The sequence below is a fragment of the Paenibacillus sp. EB106-06-01-XG199 genome (genome assembly GCF_058791575.1).
On sequence record NZ_JBYTDQ010000016.1, the window covers coordinates 33281 to 55673 of the forward strand.

Annotated in this window: 18 protein-coding genes and 2 tRNA genes; 16 read left to right on the forward strand and 4 right to left on the reverse strand. The window is 50.8% G+C overall.

Annotated elements, in window-relative coordinates; all coding sequences use genetic code 11:
• Positions 1–15: 15 nt before the first annotated feature.
• Positions 16–651 carry a 5'-deoxynucleotidase gene (gene yfbR / locus AC3WT9_RS32175; protein ID WP_341091471.1) on the reverse strand — a complete coding sequence of 212 codons (636 nt, stop codon included), beginning with the start codon at positions 649–651 and terminating at the stop codon, positions 16–18.
• A gap of 105 nt (positions 652–756) precedes the next feature.
• On the opposite strand from yfbR, the gene AC3WT9_RS32180 reads away from it, so the two are divergent.
• Positions 757–2412 (forward strand): fumarate hydratase, encoded by a 1656-nt coding sequence (locus tag AC3WT9_RS32180; protein ID WP_341380342.1) that lies wholly within the window; start codon positions 757–759, stop codon positions 2410–2412.
• A 262-nt stretch (positions 2413–2674) separates the two neighbouring features.
• Positions 2675–5656, forward strand: coding sequence for an alpha-amylase family glycosyl hydrolase (locus tag AC3WT9_RS32185; protein WP_492408739.1), 2982 nt, complete (start codon positions 2675–2677; stop codon positions 5654–5656).
• A gap of 128 nt (positions 5657–5784) precedes the next feature.
• Here AC3WT9_RS32185 and AC3WT9_RS32190 read toward each other — a convergent pair whose 3' ends face one another.
• Complete coding sequence (locus AC3WT9_RS32190; RefSeq protein ID WP_341091475.1) at positions 5785–6807, reverse strand: LacI family DNA-binding transcriptional regulator; 1023 nt, start codon at positions 6805–6807, stop codon at positions 5785–5787.
• A 201-nt stretch (positions 6808–7008) separates the two neighbouring features.
• Between AC3WT9_RS32190 and pnpS the strand changes: the two genes are divergently transcribed.
• The 9 genes from pnpS (at position 7009) to AC3WT9_RS32235 (ending at position 17383) form a co-directional block, all read left to right on the forward strand.
• Positions 7009–8802, forward strand: a complete 1794-nt coding sequence (gene pnpS, locus AC3WT9_RS32195) for a two-component system histidine kinase PnpS (RefSeq protein WP_341378024.1) — start codon at positions 7009–7011, stop codon at positions 8800–8802.
• Between the two features lie 204 nt (positions 8803–9006).
• Positions 9007–9735 (forward strand): response regulator transcription factor, encoded by a 729-nt coding sequence (locus tag AC3WT9_RS32200; RefSeq protein ID WP_038588964.1) that lies wholly within the window; start codon positions 9007–9009, stop codon positions 9733–9735.
• A 179-nt stretch (positions 9736–9914) separates the two neighbouring features.
• Positions 9915–10670 (forward strand): phosphate ABC transporter ATP-binding protein PstB, encoded by a 756-nt coding sequence (gene pstB, locus AC3WT9_RS32205; protein WP_038588967.1) that lies wholly within the window; start codon positions 9915–9917, stop codon positions 10668–10670.
• A 69-nt stretch (positions 10671–10739) separates the two neighbouring features.
• Positions 10740–11399 (forward strand): phosphate signaling complex protein PhoU, encoded by a 660-nt coding sequence (gene phoU / locus AC3WT9_RS32210; protein ID WP_341091477.1) that lies wholly within the window; start codon positions 10740–10742, stop codon positions 11397–11399.
• 319 nt (positions 11400–11718) lie between these two features.
• Complete coding sequence (gene polA / locus AC3WT9_RS32215; protein ID WP_341091478.1) at positions 11719–14382, forward strand: DNA polymerase I; 2664 nt, start codon at positions 11719–11721, stop codon at positions 14380–14382.
• Between the two features lie 51 nt (positions 14383–14433).
• Positions 14434–15273 (forward strand): DNA-formamidopyrimidine glycosylase, encoded by an 840-nt coding sequence (gene mutM / locus AC3WT9_RS32220; protein WP_492408743.1) that lies wholly within the window; start codon positions 14434–14436, stop codon positions 15271–15273.
• Between the two features lie 188 nt (positions 15274–15461).
• Positions 15462–16217, forward strand: a complete 756-nt coding sequence (locus tag AC3WT9_RS32225; RefSeq protein WP_341378027.1) for a manganese efflux pump — start codon at positions 15462–15464, stop codon at positions 16215–16217.
• Positions 16218–16226: 9 nt separating this feature from the next.
• Positions 16227–16820, forward strand: a complete 594-nt coding sequence (gene coaE / locus AC3WT9_RS32230; protein WP_341378028.1) for a dephospho-CoA kinase — start codon at positions 16227–16229, stop codon at positions 16818–16820.
• On the forward strand, positions 16820–17383 hold the full coding sequence (locus AC3WT9_RS32235; RefSeq protein ID WP_341380343.1) for a lytic transglycosylase domain-containing protein: 564 nt from the start codon (positions 16820–16822) through the stop codon (positions 17381–17383). Before coaE ends, AC3WT9_RS32235 begins: the two co-directional genes overlap by 1 nt.
• A gap of 94 nt (positions 17384–17477) precedes the next feature.
• Here AC3WT9_RS32235 and AC3WT9_RS32240 read toward each other — a convergent pair whose 3' ends face one another.
• Positions 17478–17696, reverse strand: a complete 219-nt coding sequence (locus tag AC3WT9_RS32240; RefSeq protein WP_038588982.1) for an alpha/beta-type small acid-soluble spore protein — start codon at positions 17694–17696, stop codon at positions 17478–17480.
• A gap of 162 nt (positions 17697–17858) precedes the next feature.
• Here AC3WT9_RS32240 and nrdR point away from each other — a divergent pair, with 162 nt between their 5' ends.
• The 3 genes from nrdR (at position 17859) to AC3WT9_RS32255 (ending at position 18662) form a co-directional block, all read left to right on the forward strand.
• The gene (gene nrdR, locus AC3WT9_RS32245) at positions 17859–18335 is read left to right on the forward strand and encodes a transcriptional regulator NrdR (RefSeq protein WP_038599232.1); all 477 of its coding nucleotides are present in this window, start codon (positions 17859–17861) and stop codon (positions 18333–18335) included.
• 168 nt (positions 18336–18503) lie between these two features.
• Positions 18504–18579, forward strand: a tRNA-Ala gene (locus tag AC3WT9_RS32250).
• A 10-nt stretch (positions 18580–18589) separates the two neighbouring features.
• Positions 18590–18662: transfer RNA gene (locus tag AC3WT9_RS32255), tRNA-Lys, on the forward strand.
• Positions 18663–18859: 197 nt separating this feature from the next.
• On the opposite strand, the gene AC3WT9_RS32260 is transcribed toward AC3WT9_RS32255, so the two are convergent.
• On the reverse strand, positions 18860–19252 hold the full coding sequence (locus tag AC3WT9_RS32260; RefSeq protein ID WP_074107374.1) for a MerR family transcriptional regulator: 393 nt from the start codon (positions 19250–19252) through the stop codon (positions 18860–18862).
• A 91-nt stretch (positions 19253–19343) separates the two neighbouring features.
• Here AC3WT9_RS32260 and AC3WT9_RS32265 point away from each other — a divergent pair, with 91 nt between their 5' ends.
• Positions 19344–20180, forward strand: coding sequence for an oxidoreductase (locus tag AC3WT9_RS32265; RefSeq protein ID WP_341091484.1), 837 nt, complete (start codon positions 19344–19346; stop codon positions 20178–20180).
• A gap of 1176 nt (positions 20181–21356) precedes the next feature.
• Complete coding sequence (locus tag AC3WT9_RS32270; RefSeq protein ID WP_341091485.1) at positions 21357–22367, forward strand: zinc-dependent alcohol dehydrogenase family protein; 1011 nt, start codon at positions 21357–21359, stop codon at positions 22365–22367.
• Positions 22368–22393: the final 26 nt, after the last annotated feature.

Here is a 22393-nt window from a genome sequence, read left to right on the forward strand (position 1 = left end):
ATCAAATTGCTGCATTCAATCTGCCGAATCCGCCCCGGTCTCACTGCTCATGCCAGCGGACAGCTCGTCCAGCGACATTTCAAACCCTGGAGCCATATGGGCCAGGAAATAATCCATCTCCGGCAGTTCCAGTACGCGCAGCTTCGTCGCGGTCTGCTCTTTGGCAGCAGCGAACTCGCGGTTGCCTGCAGCGACCTCCCAGACGCATTTCAGGTAGGCGTCCAGCACGTCCGCTGCTTTGACATAGCGCAGCAGCCCGGCATCCTCTGAGCCGGGCGGGCTGTCCTGCGGCTGCAGGAGCGGCGCGTAGACCGCACTTAGCTCCGGCGGAATCATCGCCGCCAGACGTTCGGCGGCGACCCGCTCCATGTCGCGGAAGCTGGACAGCAGCCGCGGGTTGTTATGTTTCACCGGCGTAGCGATATCGCCGGTGAATACCTCGGAGGCGTCGTGGAACAGCGCCATCACGGCAGCACGGTCGGCATTTAGCGACCGCCCGAAATGAGCGTTGCCGATCGAGCACAGCATATGGGCCAGCAAAGCTACCTGGAATGAATGCTGCGCCACGTTCTCCGGGGCGGTGCTGCGCATCAGGCTCCAGCGCTGAATATATTGAAGACGATACAAATAGGCTGAAAAATGGTAGTTCAATTTTTAAGTAACCCCTTTCATGAGCCGATTAATATGATATTATAATAACTAATTGTAACAGAGTTTAGACAACCTGGAACTGATGGAGAGGAGTCCTGAATGAAGATGCAGCATTTTGAAGACAGCATTTATAATCTGATCGTAGAGACCTCCACAAATTTGCCGGGCGATGTGCGCAGGGCAGTAGCGAAGGGGCGCGCGCTGGAAGACAGGGCGACCCGCTCGGGACTTGCTTTGACCACGATTGCACAGAATATCGGAATGGCTGAGCTTCAGGTATCACCGATCTGTCAGGATACGGGGATGCCGACGTTTATTATTCATACACCTGTAGGCGTTAACCAGATAGAAATGAAAAAAGATATACACAGCGCCATTGTCCGGGCGACCCAAAACGGCAAGCTGCGTCCCAATTCGGTAGATTCGCTTACCGGTGAAAACAGCGGAGACAATCTCGGCGCCGGGACACCGGTAATCCATTTCGAACAATGGGAAGAAGAGGGCGTAGATGTCCGGCTCATCCTGAAGGGCGGCGGCTGCGAGAACAAGAATATCCAATACAGCCTTCCGGCAGAGCTGGAAGGACTGGGCAAAGCTGGCCGTGACCTCGACGGCATCCGCAAATGTATTCTCCATGCCGTCTATCAGGCACAGGGACAGGGCTGCAGCGCGGGCTTCATCGGTGTGGGCATCGGAGGAGACCGCACGACAGGCTATGAGCTGGCCAAGAAGCAGCTGTTCCGTAAGGTGGAGGATATCAACCCGGTAGAGGATCTGGGCAAGCTGGAAAATTATATTATGGAGAATGCCAACAAGCTGGGCATCGGCACGATGGGTTTCGGCGGCGAAGTCACGCTGCTGGGCTGCAAGGTGGGAGTAATGAACCGGCTTCCGGCCAGCTTCTTTGTCTCGGTGGCCTATAATTGCTGGGCCTTTCGCCGCCAGGGCGTGTTGGTTGATCCTGCGACCGGCAAGATCAGGGAATGGCTGTATGAGAGCGGCACGGGGATTTCCGTTGATGATGCTGGAGTATCTTCGCCCGAGCCGGTAAGTGTACATGCCGCAGGAGCTGCCGGGTCCGGTGTCGTTCCCGAGGATGCCACGATTCCAGGGGCTCCGGCTGTTTTGCCGGCCGCTGAAGCTGCTGAAGGAGCAGGGCAACCTGCAACGGCCGGCGGATCGCGCGAGGTCCGGCTGACGACGCCGATCAGCGAGGAGGATATCCGCAGCCTGCGGGTTGGCGATGTGGTAATCCTGTCCGGGGAAATGCACACCGGCCGCGATGCGCTGCATAAATACCTGATGGACCACGAAACGCCGGTTGATCTGAACGGTGCAGTCATTTATCACTGCGGTCCGGTCATGCTGAAGGATGAGGAAGGTTGGCATGTAAAAGCGGCAGGGCCGACTACAAGCATTCGCGAAGAACCGTACCAAGGGGATATTATTAAGAAATTCGGCATCCGCGCCGTGATCGGCAAAGGCGGAATGGGCCCCAAAACGCTGAAGGCTCTGCAGGAGCATGGCGGCGTATATCTCAACGCTATCGGCGGAGCCGCGCAATATTATGCCGAATGTATCAAGAAGGTAAGTGCAGTTGACTTTATGGAATTCGGAATCCCTGAGGCGATGTGGCATTTGCAGGTAGACGGCTTTGCGGCAATCGTAACGATGGATTCGCACGGCAACAGCCTGCATGCTGATGTGGAGAAGGATTCTGCAGCCAAGCTGGCCCAGTTCTGCGAACCTGTGTTCAAATAAGTCATCAGGAGATAAAGGCCACAATAACAGAAGCCGACCTTCATTTTCACTCTGGAGCGAGGCTTCTTTTTTTGCCGATGTTCAGAAGAATTAAGGAGAAAAAACGAAGAAATTTAAAGTTCTTGACAACGCATGCGTTTGCATGGTAATTTCTTCTAGGAGGAAACCGGTTTCCCAAACTGCATTGCAGTGAGGCAAGTGATGGAAATGCAATTACAGTCTAACACAGGTATGTAAACGCTTTTATGAGAGGGAGATGAGAATGAAACGTAAACCATGGCTTATTCCCGTTCTAATCACGTCCATTGTTCTTTCGATCACGATGAATTTATTTGTGGTCCCGCCGTCGAAGGTTGAAGCAGCAAGCATAGGCACCGTCACCGAGAATGATACGATTTATCAGATTATGGTTGACCGCTTTAATGATGGGGATACATCCAATAATGCCACCGGTGCAGCAATCCGTTACGGGGAGAACTCGGATGAAGATTTCCGATACATGAAGGGCGGCGACTGGCAGGGGGTTATCGACAAGCTTCCCTATATTCATAACATGGGATATACGGCAATCTGGATTTCTCCGGTCGCTGAACCACAAATGACGAACCGCGAGAACAACGGCACCGGGAAAAACACGGCCTACCATGGATACAACGTGAAAAACCCGAATGCTGCCAACCCGTATTTCGGGACTAAAGAAAAACTTAAGGAGCTGGTGGACAGTGCCCATGCTCTGGGAATAAAAGTGATTATTGATGTTGTGCCGAACCATATTGGGGACTACATGCTTGGCAGTCAGGCGTATTATGATATACCGGCCTTGCAGCCGGCCGCCCCTTTTAATAATACATCCTGGTATCATCATAACGGGGATATCAACTGGTCGCTGGCCGACGGAAGATATGATCAGTGGGCTCAGGACTACCTGGAGAATCATGATCTCGGCGGGCTGGATGATATCGATTTCGATGTTCCGGCGGCCAAGCAGGCTGTGTTCAATTCTATCAAGGGCTGGTTTGATTATACCGGAGCGGATGGCGCCCGTGTCGATGCAGCCAAGCTGATAAAGCCTACGGACATTGGAGAGCTGGAGGATTTGCTTGGCGTCAATACCTTCGGCGAGAACTTTGACGGCAATGCCGAATTTGTCTCCCGCTGGGTAGGCAGCAGCAAAGAATGGGGGATGCTCGACTTCCCGTTATTTTTCTCCGTGCTGAACAGCTTCGCCTACGGTCAGTCTTTCGAGTCCAACATCAAAAGCACGCTGGCGCTCGATTCCCTTTACAATGGAAATGCCAACCATATGGTCACCTTTATAGATAATCATGACCGCAACCGTTTCCTGACGGAAGCCGGAGGAAACGTCGAGAAGCTGCAAAATGCATTGTCCTTTATTTTCACTGTTCGCGGAACCCCGGTGGTCTTCCAGGGCACAGAGCAGAATAAGGGCAACGGCAACGGCCAGATTATGACCGGGGGAATCGCCGATACCTGGAACCGCTGGTCGATGGTGAAGCGGGATGCAGGCGGCAATGTGATTCAGAACTATTTTAATGAAGACGCGAGTACCTTCAAGCATATCGCCAAGCTGAATGAAATCCGCAAAAATAACCCGGCCCTGCGCACCGGCACCCAGCGTGAAATGTGGTCTGCCCAGAACCTGTACGCGTTCTCGCGCCGCATTGACACCGGAGCCAATGTCGGCCAGGAGGTCATCTCTGTATTCAGCAATGCCTCGAACGGTTCGCAGACCATCACTATCCCGCTGCGCGCTGAAAGCACATTGACTGCTGGAACGGTTCTGCTGAACCAGTTCAATACGGCTGACAAAGTGACAGTGCAAGCGGGAGGAGTAACGGGCAAGCAAATCACAGTAACTGTGGGCGCAAATACAGCCAAAGTCTACTCCAAAACACAGCCTGTTTCAGAAAACGAACCTCCGTCTGTGCCAACCAATGTGACAGCGACTGTGCAAAATGCTTCCAGTGTACTGGTAAGCTGGACAGCGTCCACGGACAATGTTGGGGTAGCCGGATATGAGGTTTACCGCAATGGGGTCAAGGTTGGGACTACTACTACCCTTTCTTATACGGATAACGGGTTAGCGGGTAATACCAGCTATTCTTATACAATAAAAGCTTTTGATGCCGCATCCAACCTTTCGGGATTCAGCTTAGCCGCTCTTGTTGTTACACCTGCGGGGAACAATGTGACGATCTACTATAAGCAGGGCTATGCCACACCGTATATCCATTACCGTCCGGTCGGAGGGACCTGGACGACGGCACCTGGTGTAGCCATACCAGCAGCCGAGGTGGCAGGCTACAACAAAATAACGGTCAATATCGGCGCTGCCACCCAGCTTGAGGCTGTCTTCAACAACGGAAGCGGCACATGGGACAGCAACGGTGGCAGCAATTATTTCTTCGGCACCGGCACCTGGACCTATACGCCGACCGGAAATATCCAATCCGGCGGACCAGTGACGCCAACAGCAACACCAACAGGAACGCCAACAGCAACACCAACAGCCACACCAACAGCAACACCAACAGCCACACCGACGGTGACGCCAACACCAACGCCGACTGCAACAGCAACAGCAACGCCAACAGCAACGGTGACACCAACAGCGACACCTGTGGGCAATACGGCAACGATCTATTACAAGAATGCAGCTTTCAGCAATTCCTATATCCATTACAAGCTGGACGGTTCAACGACCTGGACGACCACGCCAGGCGTGCAGATGGAGTCATCCTCCTTTGCGGGTTATAAAGTACTAGAGGTTCCGCTGGGCAATGCGGCGGGTCTGACCGCTGCTTTTAATAATGGCAGCGGCACATGGGACAGCAACGGCGGCAACAATTATCACTTTGGTGCGGGTAGCTCGAGTCTGGTGAACGGCAGCCTGACGGCCGGAGAACCGCAGGCCGACAGCGTGACGTTCCGGGTCAGTGTGCCGGGTACTACGCCTGCAAGCGGACCGGTGTATCTGACCGGCTCCTTTAACAGCTGGAACGCGGCGGACCCTGCTTACCAGCTGACCAAAGGAAGCGACGGAGTATATTCGATTACGCTCAGCCTGCCTGCAGGAACTGCTGTGCAGTATAAGCTGACCCGCGGAAGCTGGGCGGCCGTAGAAACCGCCTCAGGCGGTACGGACATCGCCAACCGGACACTGACACCGGCAGGCGGAGCGCAGACAGTCACGCTGACTGTGCAGCGCTGGAAGGATCAATAGCAGCCATTAAATCTGTGCCACACTAATTGGTTTCCAAATGGATGTTTATAAACAAGGAGCGGCTCCCCGGGAGGCCGCTCCTTGTTTTAAGTTCCGCAAACTTAAGCTCAGAACAGTTCATGGCTAGGCTAATTCCGGACAACATGTCTTAACGTGGATTCCCGGGCAATAAGCTCCGGCTCCAGCAGCAGCTGCCGTGATCCCGTATTTTTGCCCTGGATAAGATCCATCAGCCATTGGCCGGAGGTTACCCCAAGCTTGAAGGTATCTATATTCAATGAGGTCAGGGGAGGTGTAGTGTATCGGGAGAAAGGATATTCATCAAAAGCGGCCACACCGAGCTGTGCGGGGATTTCGATGTCCAGCTCGCGGGCGGCTCTTAGCACGCCGAAGGCAACATAATTGGTCATACATACGATGCAGTCGGGCCGGTCACTACCCTGCAGAAGCTGCATGGCGGCGCGGTAGCCTTCATACTCGTCGGCTTGCCCATTCACAATTAATCTTTCCGGGGCGGACCCGCCTGCCTGGTTCAAAGCCTTAAGATAGCCGTTTAAGCGGGAAGTGAAGATTCGCTCATGCGGCTCTCCGCCAATGAAAGCGGGCTGGGAGTAACCCTGCTCCAGCAGGTGGCGTGTCAGTATTCTGCCGCCGGCTTCATTATCGAAATCGACCCAGCTGGCCGGATCGTTGCTTTCGCCTATGGAGATGTAGGGAAATTCAAGCTGATCGAGCTGCGCGGACAGTTCTTCCGTCAGCACTGAATTGTTGGCGATAATTCCGTCGACGCGCTGATTGTAAACCAGTCTGTTCAGGAAATCTCCCTCTTCATCATTATGCTGCACATTGCAGAGAGTCAGCTCATATTTCAGCGGACCGATCACGCTCTCTATTCCACCTATAATGTTATAGAAGAATTGATTCAGAAATTCACTTCCTTTGGACATGTCAACCAGCAGCCCCACGGTATTACTGCTTTGTCTGGCAAGTCCGGTGGCGATACTGCTCGGGGTATAGTTCATTTGCTTCATAATTTCACGGACTCTGCGTTTGGTGTCCTGCGAAATTTTGGGAGAATCGTTCAGTACCTTGGAGACAGTGGACTTGGCAACATTGGCGGCTTTTGCAACATCCGAAATCGTTACTTTCATTAGATTTCCCTTTCGAATTTAACAGGTTTTGTAATGATAATACCATAAATCGGGTGGAGCCTTAATGTTTTACGTCTCTGCTGGCAGCACATGCTGTCCTATTTTTACACTGCGTTGATAATTGCCTGGAGAACTGGTGTTTTAGCGAAAATGGAGGTAGGATGTTCTCAATGACATAATGATAAGGAAGAGGATTTTTACATGAAACCGTTTCGTATCCGGCTTACCTTTATACTGATGACTATGATCGGGATTTCCATGATCGGTGCCGGACTTACCATGGCCCAATTGTTTAAGGATTCCCATATTGCGGCCCTGGAGGAAAACATGTCCCGGGAAATAAAACTGCTCTCCGGAACACTTCAGTTTACCGATATGAACAGCTCCGGCGCATTGAATTTCTATACGGACCAGGCCAAGCATATCTCTAAGCTGACCAATTCCCGGATCACCTTCATTACCAAGGACGGCAAGGTTATCGGCGATTCGGAGAAGGATCCGCTGCAAATGGATAATCACTCCACCCGCGAGGAGGAAGTGCTGGCCGCCAAGGAAGGAATCGGACGGGCGATCCGTTACAGTGATACACTCGACCGGCAAATGCTGTATGTAGCCGGAGCTGTGGTCTCTGATCAGGGGTTCGACGGTTATATCCGGCTCTCCATGGAGCTGAACGCTGTGACGGAAGGACTCAGCCGGGCTTGGCTGATTATGGCAGGGGGGCTGGTTCTGCTGTTTATTGCAGCAACCCTGGTGAGCTATAAGGTGGCTTCAAGCATGACCTCTCCGCTGGAGCAGATTACGCGGGTGGCCCGGCGTATTACCGACCTGGATTATGATGCCCGGGTGCCGATGAAGCGCAAGGATGAGATCGGTCAGCTTGCTACAGCAATCAATGCGATGGCTGACAGCCTGCAGACCCAGCTGAAGACGATCCGTGATAACGAGGATTTGCTGCAGAGCGTGCTGGATAATATGACCGGCGGCATTGTGATGATCAATGCGGAGGGCGAGATCGCGCTGCTGAACCGGGCATCGGAACATCTGCTGGATGTGAAGAACAGTGAAATGGCCGGTTATTCCTACAAGGAAATTAAGCATCATTATGAGCTTACCCGATTGATTGACGAGGGAGTTACCCGTAAGGAGGCGATCCACGAGGAGCGGAGCATTTATAACCCGGCTGAGCGGATCGTCCGGCTTGACGGTGTGCCGATGATGCAGGATGGCTCTTACCGGGGCATGCTGTTCCTGCTGCAGGAGGTGACGGAAATCCGCCGTCTGGAGAAGATGCGCAGTGAGTTCGTGGCCAACGTCTCACATGAGCTGAAGACACCTGTTGCTGCGGTAAAAGGGTTTGCCGAGACCCTGCTTGGAGGCGGCGTTACGGATGAGAAGACGGCACGTTCTTTCCTGCAGATTATTTATGATGAGAATGAACGGTTGAACCGGTTAATCGGAGATATTCTGGAATTGTCCAAAATCGAATCAAAGCGCGTGCAGCTCGAATGCTCTCCTGTCCATTTAATTGAATTTTTTGATTCCGTACTGGGGACGCTCAGCAAAGTGGCAGAGAAGAAAAAAATCAGCCTCAGTGCAAATGTGCCGAATGAGCTGTTCGTGGAGGGTGACGAAGACAAGCTGCGCCAGATCTTTATGAATCTGCTCTCCAATGCAATCAATTACACGCATGATGGGGGAAGTGTGAAAGTAACCGTCGTCAACGGCCATAAGGCAGACGGCACGGAAACGGTTGTCTTTACCGTCAGCGATACCGGCATGGGCATTCCCCGCAAGGATTTGCCGCGGATTTTTGAACGCTTTTACCGGGTGGATAAGGCAAGATCGAGAAGCTCCGGCGGAACCGGCCTCGGATTGTCAATCGTGAAGCATCTGGTGGAGCTGCATCGCGGGTCGATTACGGTGGAGAGTGATCTCGGCATCGGCAGCTCGTTTATTCTGGAATTGCCGTTGCTGCAGGAGCAGGCAGAATAGGATGAGGCCCCGTTTACAGCTGGACACACTCCCGGAAGTGCGTTTTCAAATTTGCTAGTGAGGCCTTCAAGGTTTACTATGGAATTGAATTCTTTTTAATAATTCAGAAGTCTTTGAGATTTTACACCGAGTTAACATTCCGGTGATATGATGGGCTTGCGAACTGATTTGTAAATTTAAAAACATATGAAGACGGGGGAACCTATGGCACAACGATTGCTTGTCATTGAAGACGAACCGACGCTGGCACGGCTGCTGTCCTATAATTTGACGCAGGAAGGTTATGAAGTGACGGTGGAGGATCATGGAACGGCAGGATATGACCGTGCGACTAGAGAACCTTTTGACCTGATCGTACTGGACCTCATGCTTCCGGGAATGAACGGGATTGATATTCTTGATAAACTGCGCGGACAAGGCATCCGTACGCCTGTTATCGTGCTGACTGCCAAAAATGCCGAAGAGGATGTAGTCCGCGGCCTGAAATCCGGTGCTGATGATTATATAACCAAACCTTTTGGTGTATCGGAATTGCTTGCCCGGGTCAGCGCAGTACTCCGGCGGATCTCCGGACTTGCCGAAGAAGTCCAGCCGGAAGCTGTTGTATCGGCATCGACGATTATTCTGGGACAGCTGGAAATTTACCCTGAACGGTATGAGGTTTCTCTGGGCGGAGTCAGTATTAATCTGCGGCCGAAGGAATTTGAAGTGCTGCTGTATCTAGCTCGCAAGCCGGGTGTGGTGCTGACGCGCGACGATTTGATGAATGCCGTATGGGGCTTTGATTATATCGGCGGACAGCGGACGGTGGATGTCCACGTCAGCTCACTGCGCAAGAAACTGGAGCTTGATCCGGAATCGGTCCATATTGATTCGATTCGCGGTGTAGGTTACAAACTGGTAGTTAGCAAGAAAAGAGCGCCTGTCATTTGAAATGACGGTGTTCTTTTTTTAAAATACACAAAGAATTGAAATAATAAGCTCATCGGCATTTCGTGAACATGGGACGATCGCCACCGATTTTACACTGCGTTAACAATTCTCTTCAACTGTATTTACACTGAAAGCTTATCATGGGGAACGAAGATGATGAGAAGGAGACGCAAAAACTAATGAAATCCATCATTGACATAGAGAAACTTGATCTCTACTATGAGTCTTTTCATGCACTGAAGGCTGTGGATCTGCAGATTCCGGAGAAACAGGTGACAGCTTTTATCGGTCCCTCCGGCTGTGGTAAATCTACACTACTGCGCACACTAAACCGTATGAACGACATGATTCCCGGAACACGTATTGAAGGTAAAGTGAACATCAGCGGCAAAAATATTTACAGCGACGAGGTTGAGGTGGAGAGCCTGCGAAAGCAGGTCGGCATGGTATTCCAGCAGCCTAATCCATTTCCCAAGTCGATCTACGACAATGTGGCCTACGGCCCCCGTCTCCATGGTGTCCGCGCCAAAGCGGAGCTGGACGAACTCGTAGAACAAAGTCTGCGGCAATCCGCGCTTTGGGAGGAAGTTAAGGATTTTCTGAAGAAATCTGCACTTAGCCTGTCCGGTGGACAGCAGCAGCGTCTTTGCATTGCCAGAGCGCTTGCGGTACAACCGGATATTCTGCTGATGGATGAGGCAACCTCCGCGCTTGACCCGGTATCCACACTGAAGATTGAGGAACTGGTGCAGGAGCTGCGCGATAAGTACACCATTGTTATGGTCACACATAATATGCATCAGGCGGCCCGGGTTTCGGGCAAAACCGTGTTTTTCCTGAATGGTGTAATTGTAGAAGCTGCAGATACGGAACTGTTGTTCTCCAATCCAAAGGACTCCCGCACAGAAGACTATATATCCGGCCGCTTCGGCTAATCCCCCGCAGGGACCCGTTTCTTGGAACTGACTAGCAGACCATACGTTTTGAGGAGGAACGCTTTTATTATGATTCGCAGAAAAGAATTCGATAAAGATCTGGAAGAGCTGCGCAGTCTGCTGCAGCAGATGGGCGAGCATGTAACGGATGCTCTGGAAGGTGCAATTGTAGCTTTGCAGACTCTTGACATCGTACGTGCACAAGAAATCGTCAAAGCCGATTTACGGCTGAATGCCATGGAAGACAGAATAATGGAAATCGGTTCGCGGCTGATTATCACCCAGCAGCCCGTAGCCAAGGACCTGCGCCGAATTATTGTTGCGTTCAAAATATCCAGCGATCTGGAGCGTATGGGCGATTTGGCACTGGATGTAGCGAAGGTTACGCTGCGCATTCAGGGCCAGCAATTGATCAAACCGCTGGTGGATATCCCGCGGATGGCTGAAATTGTGGCCGTCATGATCGACGAGGCGATTCAATCCTATCTGGATGAGAACACCGATCTGGCATACAAGATGGCTCAGGATGATGACCAGGTCGATCATTTGTACAGCGCAACGATTAATGAGCTGTACACTTATATGGTCGAAAAGCCGGAATCGCTGAATCAGGCGATGCTGTTGACGCTGGTTGGCCGCTATATCGAGCGGATTGCCGATCACGCCACCAACATCGGCGAAAGCGTGGTATATCTCGTAACAGGCAAGCGCCCGGATCTGAATCAATAACGATGGCACGATATATCCGGTGCTGGCTGACCTTGTACATCAGCCCCGGATGAAATTCGCGTGTACCTACTAAGCAGCAAGCTCCTGTACTGGAGGCTTGCTGCTTTTTTTCATTTTTATTTAGAAGCTAAGCGGTTTTAGCAAGGGGAAGAATGGAAATCCTACATTAAATACATTAATACGGCGCTTCCGCTAATTAGCGGGCAGGAACTTGCTTTACCGTTAGAATCCGCAGTTCATTTCAGATGTCCTGGTTCTTTTTTGAGCGGGGCATATGTTACTATGTAGGGAGTAAGCAAGATAAAGGCGAGGTGCTATAGTGGACAAGTTGATACTAATCGATGGAAATAACATCATTTATCGCGCATTTTTCGCCATGCCGCCGCTGACGAATACGGCGGGGCAGCAGACAAATGCGGTATACGGATTTACGACGATGCTGCTGCGTCTAATAGAGGAGCATAAGCCTAGTCATCTGATCGTTGCATTCGATGCCGGGAAGATTACATTCCGGCATGAAGGGTATGAAGATTATAAGGGCGGCCGTCAAAAGACACCGCCGGAGCTCTCCGAGCAGTTTCCGATGCTGAAGGACCTGCTGCGTGATATGGGGGTGCCGCAGTTTGAGATTTCCGGTTACGAAGCTGACGATATTATCGGCAGCATCTCGCGTGAGGCTGATGAAGCCGGACGCCAGGTAATGATCGTGTCCGGGGACAAGGACATGCTGCAGCTGGCCTCGGAGTATACGACGGTGGCACTGGTCCGTAAGGGAGTTACAGAAGTCGAGCTGTACGGACCGCAGCAAATCCGCGAGAAATACGATCTGACGCCGGAGCAGATCATTGACCTTAAGGGGCTGATGGGCGATGCCAGTGATAACATCCCCGGAGTGCCTGGCGTAGGCGAGAAGACTGCACTTAAGCTGCTGCACCAGTTCGGTTCGGTCGAAGGTGTGTTGGCCGGAACCGGCGAGCTGAAGGGCAAGATGAAAGAGAAGCTGGAGGAACATGCGGACAGTGCCGTGATGAGCAAGAAGCTGGCGACGATTTACCGCGAGGTTCCGCTGGAGCATGCCTGGGAGGATATGGAGTTCGCCGGAATTAAAGGGGATACTGCCGGCCCGGCACTCGCCAAGCTGGAATTCAAATCCCTGCTTGAGCGTCTGTCGCTGAGCGCTTATTCGTCCAGCAGTGATGGAGCTGTAGAAGCGGTTGAAGCTGCCGTCCTGGATATTACCATCGTCGGTGAAAGTGAACTGGAGGACTTGATCTCCGCTCTCCCGGGTATTTCCGCGCTGCATGTGGAATCAAACGGTGAGAACCCGCACCGTGCAGAAGTGATTGGCCTTGGGTTGTCTTCGCCGGAGCGGCATTACTTCGTGCCGTTTGCACTGCTGCAGAGCCATGCCGCAGCTCCGCTGCGGGCCTGGCTGGGAGACAGCAAGGCACCGAAGAGCGGTTACGATCTGCACCGCGCCGATCTGGCGCTGCATTGGCAGGGGATTCCTTTTGCAGGAGCAGCCAATGATGTGCAGCTTGCTGCTTATCTGCTGGACCCGACAGAAGCGAATCAGAACTTGAATGATCTTACCGCCAAATACGGCCTGCCCCGCTTATCACCAGATGAAGAGGTGTTCGGCAAAGGCGCCAAATATAAAATACCGGAGCTTGAAATCCTCGGCAATCATGTGGCGCGCAAAAGCGCTACCGTGCTTGGTATCGTCGAGAAGCAGCAGCAGGAGCTGACCGAGACAGCAATGACCGGACTGTTCGAAGATCTCGAGATGCCGCTGTCGCGCATTCTTGCCGATATGGAAAAACAGGGAATTGCCGTCAATAAAGAAGATCTTAAAGAGCTGGGGAAAGAATTCGAAGCCCAGATTTCCAAGCTGGTTGCTGAAATCTACGAGATATGCGGAACCGAGTTCAACCTCAATTCGCCTAAGCAGCTCGGGGAAATTCTGTTTGTGAAGCTGGGCCTGCCTGTCGTCAAGAAGACCAAAACAGGATATTCCACCGATGCCGAGGTGCTGGAGAAACTGGCCCCATATCATGATGTGGTGCGTCTGATCCTGCAATACCGCTCGATCGCCAAGCTCCAGTCCACCTATGTTGAGGGGCTGCTCAAGGAAGTCTCCGAGGTGACCGGCAAGGTGCATACCTTTTACCGGCAGACCATTGCCGCAACTGGAAGGCTTAGCAGCCAATTTCCGAACCTGCAGAACATTCCGATCCGGCTGGAGGAAGGCCGCAAGATCCGCAAGGTCTTTGTACCGTCCGAACCGGGCTGGTCCATTCTGGCGGCAGATTACTCGCAGATCGAACTCCGCGTGCTGGCACATATTTCCGGTGACGAGCGGATGAAGGAAGCTTTTCTGCATGATATGGATATTCACACCAAGACAGCGATGGATGTGTTCGGAGTCACGGCCGACCAGGTCGACAGCAACATGCGCCGGTCCGCCAAGGCGGTTAACTTCGGCATTGTGTACGGCATCAGTGACTACGGACTGTCGCAGAACCTGGGGATTTCCCGCAAGGAAGCATCACATTTTATTGAGCAGTACTTTGAAGTATATGAGGGTGTACGCCGCTACATGGACGATATCGTGCTTGATGCCCGCAAGCAGGGTTATGTAACCACGCTGCTGGAACGCCGCCGCTATCTGCCGGAGATCAATGCGAAGAACTTTAATCTGCGCTCCTTTGCCGAACGTACGGCGATGAATACCCCAATTCAAGGGACGGCTGCGGACATTATCAAGCTGGCCATGGTCCATATGGATAAGGCGCTGTATGAGCGCGGGCTGAAGAGCCGCATGCTGCTGCAGGTGCACGATGAACTTGTCTTCGAGGTGCCGGAAGATGAGCTTGAGCTGATGAAGGAACTGCTGCCCGAGGTTATGGCCGGCGCGCTCACGCTCTCTGTGCCGCTGAAGGCAGAGGTAAGTTATGGAAGTAACTGGTATGAGGCGAAATAGACTCCCCGCAGCCCCGGCAATTCCGGTATAATGGAGGAGAGGTGAGCTATTATGCCGGAATTGCCGGAAGTAGAAACAGTCAAGAGAACACTTAATGAATTAATTAAAGGCAAGCAGATACAGAATGTCACCGTCCGGTTGCCGCGGATTATCCAGCGTCCGGACGATACTCAGGCTTTTGCCCATATGCTGGCAGGCCATAGCGTGGTTCATGTGGAGCGCAGAGGCAAGTTTCTGCGTTTTGTATTTGACGGTTTGGTAATGGTCTCCCATCTGCGGATGGAGGGCCGGTACGGTCTTTTCCGGGGTGATGAGCCGCTGGACAAGCATACACATGTCATCTTCCATTTCACCGACGGCACCGAGCTGCGTTACACGGATGTGCGTCAATTTGGTACCATGCATTTGTTCCAGCCGGGTGAGGATCTTCTCCTTAAGCCGCTGAGTAAGCTGGGGCAGGAGCCGCTTGATCCTTCCTTTACAGTGGAGAGGTTCAAGGAAATTGTCTCCGGCAGAAACACCAAAATCAAGCCGCTGCTGCTGAATCAGGAATATGTGGTCGGCATCGGTAATATTTATGTAGATGAGGCGCTGCACCGCGCCGGAATTCACCCTGAGGTGAGCGCGAAGGCGCTTACGGAAGAGCAGTTGAACAAGCTGCATCATGCGATTGTGGCAACGCTGACTGAGGCGGTGAATGCCGGAGGCTCCTCTGTGAAGTCGTATGTCAACGGCCAGGGAGAAAGCGGCAGCTACCAGCAGCAATTGCTCATTTACGGACGTAAGGACCAGCCCTGCGCGACCTGCGGCACTCTTATCGAGAAGAGTGTTGTAGGCGGCCGGGGCACTCATATTTGCCCAAGCTGCCAGCCTTTTGGCTGCGGCAGTTAAGTAGGGCATTGCACTAGAGCAAGAGATGATTTACAGGCATTATACACCTCTGCTGTTCATGCTGCTGCAAAAGTAAGGCACCGACTGTCTGTCCCGCCCATATACTGTGTGAAGAATGCTCAATAAAGCGAACGGAGCCCGCGGAACGTTCCGCACGGGCTGCCGGTTCTTCACGGGAGGGATTGCGGGTGCTCAGCCCCTTGTTTTCATTGCTGCTGCTGGCTTTTGCCCTGAGCTTGGACGGTTTTGGTGTAGGCATTACATATGGACTCCGCAAAATGAAAATACCGCTGCTCTCCATTATGATTATCTCGCTTTGCTCGGGGGTAGTCATTTGTGTCTCTATGCAGGTCGGTGTGCTGCTGGCGAAGGTGATTTCACCGCAGGCCGCTTCAAGCATCGGCGCAATTATTCTGGTCCTGATGGGCTGCTGGTCCCTCGTCCAGATGTTGATCCAGAAGGAGAAGGAGCACAGTCCGGGAGGGCGGGAGACAGGAGCGGTACTGCTGCCGGGTGTGGCTTCCATGGGGAAGGCTGCAACTGCTGACCTTGCAGATACAACTGCGGATTGTGTGAGTGAGATCGAAAAAGATGCGCAGAAGTTGGCAGTCTTTTCACTGGAGCTCCGCCATCTCGGGGTGGTCATCCAGATTCTCCGTACGCCGTCTTCGGCCGATATGGATGCCTCCGGGAGCATTTCCTCCATGGAAGCGATGCTGCTCGGAATAGCACTGTCGCTGGATGCTTTCGGAGCGGGTCTCGGGGCTGCACTGCTGGGATTCAGTCCGGTATCCACCTCGCTTATGATCGCCCTGTTCAGCGGAACCTTTCTGCTGCTGGGCATGAGAACAGGCCTTAAGCTGTCTGGTCGTTACTGGATGAAGCATGCTGCTGTACTGCCTGCGTTAATGTTAATTGCAATGGGAATAATGAAGCTATTATGAGGTGAGTACATGATTATGGGCTTAACCGGAGGCATTGCTTCCGGAAAAAGCACCGTGTCCGCACTGTTTGTGGAAAAGGGAGCAAGACTCGTGGACGCTGATGCCATCGCCAGAGAAGTCATGCTCCCGGGACATCCGGTGCTGGCTGCAGCTGTGCTGCATTTTGGGGAAGGAATCTTGCTGCCGGATGGAACACTGAACCGCACCAAGCTGGGGGAGATCGTTTTTCATGATCCGAAAGCCCTGCAGGTACTGAATCAGTTGACGCATCCGGCGATTCGCCAGGAAATCAAAAAACGTATGAACACAATGGAACAAGAAGACCCGCAGCGATTAACTATTGTAGATATCCCTCTGCTGTATGAATCGGAGCTAGACAACCTTTTCGCGCAAATTGTGGTCGTCTATGTTCCCCGGGAGGTCCAGTTGGACCGGCTGATGGAGCGCAACGGGCTGTCTCTGGAGCAGGCCCAAGGAAGACTGGATGCCCAGCTGGATATTGAACTGAAGCGCCGCAGAGCGGACTACATCATCGACAACAGCGGTACTCTTGCCCAAACTGAGCAGCAGGTTGCCGTATTGTGGGACAGGCTGGGCCTATGATGAAATGGCTGCGTAAAAAAAGAGTGCTGCTCCTGTTATTCGTTGGATTCACTGCAATCCTGTTCTTAAGTACCAACTGGATGTCCTGGTTTTATCCGATTTATTATAAAGCAGAAATTCGTGAGCACAGTAGTACCTACGATATGGACCCGTTCCTTGTGGCAGCCATCATCCGGGTGGAAACGAACTATAAGACCGGCCGGGAGTCCAAAAAAGGCGCATTGGGACTCATGCAGCTGATGCCGGATACGGCGAAGTGGGCGCTTGAAAAGGCCAAGCTTCCGGATGTCTCGCTTCAACAATTGAAGAGGGAGCCATCGGCCAACATTGAGCTTGGAACCTGGTATTTGTCATCACTTTCCCGCCAGTTTGATGGCAACCGTACCGCTGTGATCGCAGCCTATAACGCAGGCCCCGGGAAAGTGAAGAGCTGGCTGGAAAAAGGCAATTGGGACGGTACAGCGGCTTCCGTGAAGGATATCCCGTTTGGCGAGACCCGGCATTATGTGCAGCGAGTCATTTATTACTACGACCAGTACACGGAGATTTACAGCGAGTTCTAAGGGAGAAGACTGAGACTGTATTTGTACGAAAAAGAAGCATTAAACAGCCTTGAGGGCCGTTTAATACTTCTTTAGGCAAGCTTATGGGGACAGGTTATTTGTATTGACCTGCCAGTGATTGCTCAGCCAGGGTTACAAGACGTTTAGTGATGTAACCACCGATCGAACCGTTTTCGTAAGAAGTTTTATTGCCTTGGTATCCATCTGGGGAGAGCGTGATACCTAGTTCTTGGGCAACTTCATATTTCAGTTGTTCCAAGGCACCGCGTGAATTTGGAGCTACCAGGTTATTGGAGCTGTTGTTTTGGCTCATTGCTGTTCACCTCCTATCGGTTGGTAACAGTATTATGTGCTGGACATGGCATATTCATAACAACAAATAAACGGTGTTTTCTGGAAAAAAGAGCTACTGGTAGCCGGCGTATTGCCGGACCGGAAAGCGACCATTAATACAAAAGGAAGTGACTTGAGGCTTATGAAATGCCCTTACTGCGATCACACGAATACGAAAGTGCTTGACTCGCGTCCGGCCAACGAGAATAAGTCCATCCGGCGCAGGCGGGAATGTGAGCGCTGCAGCAAGCGGTTTACAACCTTTGAGATGATTGAAGAAACTCCGCTGATCGTGATCAAAAAAGACGGCAGCCGCGAAGAATTCAGCCGCGACAAAATCCTGCGCGGCCTTATCCGTGCCTGCGAGAAACGTCCCGTCTCCGTAGAGCGTCTGGAGTCTATTGTCTCCGAGGTGGAGAAGTCATTGCGTGGCATCGCCTTAGCCGAAGTGGAGAGCCGCCAGATTGGCGAGCTGGTCATGGAGCAGCTCTACCCTGTCGATGAGGTCGCTTACGTCCGCTTCGCCTCCGTGTACCGCCAGTTCAAGGATATCAACATGTTCATGAAGGAACTGAAGGGACTGCTCTCTAAAAACACCGAGGAGTTTGAGGGGTTGTAGAAGCAATTTGCACCCCCAAAAACTTTTTTTGAAAAAGTGTTGACACCGAAGGCGATTTTTTATATTATATAGAAGTCGCCTACGGAACTTAAACATGACGAAGCGATGGGAGCTAACAGCTCAGTCCGGATTTTAGAATACATAGTTGTAGTTCTAAATCAGCCACATGGGGCCATAGCTCAGCTGGGAGAGCGCATCGCTGGCAGCGATGAGGTCAGGGGTTCGATCCCCCTTGGCTCCACCAAATTTCATATGGACTCTTAGCTCAGTTGGTAGAGCAGTAGACTCTTAATCTATTTGTCCAGGGTTCGAGCCCCTGAGAGTCCATCCTAAAGAAACGGCAGAAATGCCGTTTCTTTGCTGTTTCGGGAAGCGGGAGGATGAAGCAGAAGCGGGGAACACAGATCTGTTTAAAACCACTGGTTCATTTCTTCTTAGAATAGAACGTTCATTATTTCACAAAACGTTTGTTTAATGAACAGTTGGGACAATCCATTTTTCATACCACTTGTGTCTTTCAACTTTCATATGTGAGGATTCCAAATTATATTTTCTTCACCCTCTTTAATAGCTTGTTGATAATAATTAACTTTTTTTCGTAGCAACATAATTTGTTGTGTGACTTCTTGAAGGTAATCTTCTGCCAATAATTGTTGATCTCTTATGATGTTATAGCGTTCTTCCACGGTATCTGAACCCTGTTCGCATAAATCGATGTATTGTTTGATATTCTCAAGCGACATACCTGTCATGCGCAGTGCTTTGACGATTTCAACATATTCCACGTCCTTTGAGGAAAAAAGACGTACATTCTGATGATTTCTGATTATATTTGGAAATAGCTCTTTTTTAGCATAGAACCTTACAGTATGGGGAGATAACCCTGTGAAATTTGCTACCTCATTAATGGTGTACATGATATGCTTCCTTTCTCTTGACTGAGAGTAACTCTCAGGTTGTATATTTATCATAACTTATAAATGCTTGATAGAGAAAGGATAATGATTGGTGGAAAATAAGGTATGGTTTGTTACGGGAGCTTCGACTGGACTAGGGAAAGCCATAGTTTTAGAGCTAATAGCTAAAAAGTGCAAAGTAGTAGCAACATCGCGTAATCCGCTAGACATAGAACTTTACCTGCCTGGCGCTCAGGAGAATGACAATCTTTTGGTTTTACCCTTAGACGTCACAAACAGTCAGCACATTAAAAGTGTTGTTGAAGCAACCAAGCAAAAGTTTGGCGGAATTGATGTTCTTGTTAATAACGCAGGTTATGCCTACTTCTCACCTGTTGAAAATGCTGATGATGAGCAAATTGAAAATATGTTTGCTGTTAATTTCTGGGGAGTCAAGCACATGATAGATCATGTGCTACCAATTATGAGAGAGCAAAAGAGCGGAACTATTTTAAATATATCTTCTCTAGGCGGTTTACGTGCATTTGCAGGTTTCGGATACTATCATGCCACTAAGTTCGCTTTAGAAGGCTTTTCCGAAAGTTTAAGTCAAGAAGTTAAGCCTCTAGGAATTAATATTTCCTTGGTAGAACCAGGGGATTTTAACACGGATTTTGCAAGCAGATCTGCAACTGAAAATGAAAATATTATTGAAGCATATCAAGCAACGGCAGGTGAAAATATCAAAAACCTTAGAGAATTATCTGGACACCAGCCGGGAGACCCTAACAAAGCTGCCAAGGTAATATATGATCTGGTGAATCGTGGTGATGTTCCTTTGCGAATTCTTTTAGGGAGTGATGCCTATCAGCGGGCAATGGAAAAGTTAACGGGTATGCAAAAGTTATTTTCGACCTACCATGATATAACAATTAGCACCGATTATTAAAAGTAATGGGGGGAGTTCCTAAAGCCATGAATGGCTGGTTGGGATGCCCTCGTTTTTTACACAGGTCGACGTGAGCGCTTGGTGTGGACATTCCGCGAACGGGACGGTGTTCCAATCGCTGACATGAACGAGACTGTCAAACGCAATTGTAGATAATTAGAAGATACTGCAACGGGTTCTGGGAACCTACAGACCGCCTTGTGATGGAAAGCATGTAATCCATAAGGCGGTCTTTGTCCTGTCTTCAGATTGTTTCGGGTTCGCTCTGAGGAAGGATAATTAGTCACCAGAAGGATCGGCTTTGAAGGCGGCATCCAAGACGACGGTCTGCTCTTGTGCAGAGAAGTTAGTGACTACAATCAGCATTTCATCATTTAGCGTCTGCTGATAGTCGAAAACATCGGGATGCTCCTCAAGCAGTAGTCTGTAATCACTGTACTGTAAAAAATAACTTCGTACCGTTTACGCAACCGGAAATTCACAGTAGTAGTACCATGAACATTACAACAGCTTGGCTTAAAAACAGCCTCCATCTTTCAAAATGACGCCGTGGAGCGAATTCCAGAATATAGGGACATCGGATTCGGTGTGAATTAGTCCTTGTTCTTGCGCGTTGCTGATCATGGTTAATCATTGCCTCATGGCGTTTACAGTACGGCGCATGCTTCCTCGTCGAGCTTGTGGAGATTTTCAGTATTTTGCATGCGACCTTCTCGGTAGGTTTTCAACTTTCGTCACCAGGAATTGTATACAGTTGTCCTTCCTTCACTTGTCAATAAACGATGGAGCTCAAAGATCATATTGACTTTCTGAAATGGAGTGGATACAATGATACCTAAAGGAAACACTGTTACCGTGAATACACGGTACTTAACATTGAAAAAACAAGAATTACTTTCGAGTAATGGTAACGGTGTTTCTATATTATAACATAGTATCAAAAAGGAGAGCACCACTATGACAAATAAGGGGGAATAGGCGCTCGTCACGGGAACTTCTTCCGGTATTCGAGAGCAATTCGCGTGTACAGAATTATCTGGGGGCGCAGTTATCACGTTTTATTACACCAAAGCAAAGTCTTCGGCTTGTTGGAAGCATGCTTCGTCTGCGTGAAGGATACAGCAGCAATAATAAGAATCCGGGTAATCAATCTGATCTTACAGGGAGGACAATACAATGAAAGCTATACAACTGACAAACGGCTTCGGCTTTGAGGAATTAACCATGGCGGAACTTGGCAAACCAGTGCCAGGCCCTAAGGAGGTGCTAATCCGCATGAGGGCAGCTTCTCTCAATTATCGGGATTTAGTGGTCCTCGGCGGATTAATGCCGATCCAAGTCAAATTCCCCTTCATTCCATTATCAGACGGAGCGGGAGAAATTGTAGCCATTGGCCCAGGAGTAACTAGATTTCAGGCCGGACAACGAGTAGCAGGTAATTTTCAACAGCGCTTCATTAGCGGCAGCCCAAGACCAGGGGTGTTAGAAGAAAGTCTGGGAGGTCCGTTGAATGGAGTAGCGGCCGAGTATGTTGTTCTTCATGAAGACGGAGTCGTCGCTATTCCCGATCACCTCACTTATGAGGAGGCCTCCACTTTGCCGATCGCGGCATTAACCGCATGGAGCATGCTAATCGAATACGGTGGTTTGCAGGCGGGTGATACTGTGCTGCTGCAAGGAACAGGCGGTGTCTCCATCTTCGGGCTTCAATTCTCGCTTATGACCGGAGCACGAGTCATCATCACGTCGAGCAGCAACGATAAGCTGGAACGGGCAAAAACTCTTGGCGCATGGCAAACAATCAACTATTCGGAGGTTCCTGATTGGGATAAGGCAGTATTAGAGCTGACTGGCGGCGTCGACCATGTTCTGGATGTTGGAGGTGCGGCAACGATGGGGAAATCCATAAATGCACTTCGTACTGGAGGGACGGTGAGTATGGTCGGGTTCTTATCAGGCTTGACCATTCCGGAATACGATGTCTCCAGCATCTTGCACAAAGCCGCAACAGTTCGCGGCAGTCAAGTCGGCAACCGGGATCACTTTGAAAAGATGAATCGGGCGATTGCCCATCATCGTTTACATCCCGTCATCGACCGTGTATTCCCTCTAGAGCGAATTGCAGAAGCATTCGCGCTCTTGGCTGAAGGAAAGCAATATTTTGGTAAAATCGTAGTCCAAATCTAAAATCACTCAAAAATGATACAGGAGGC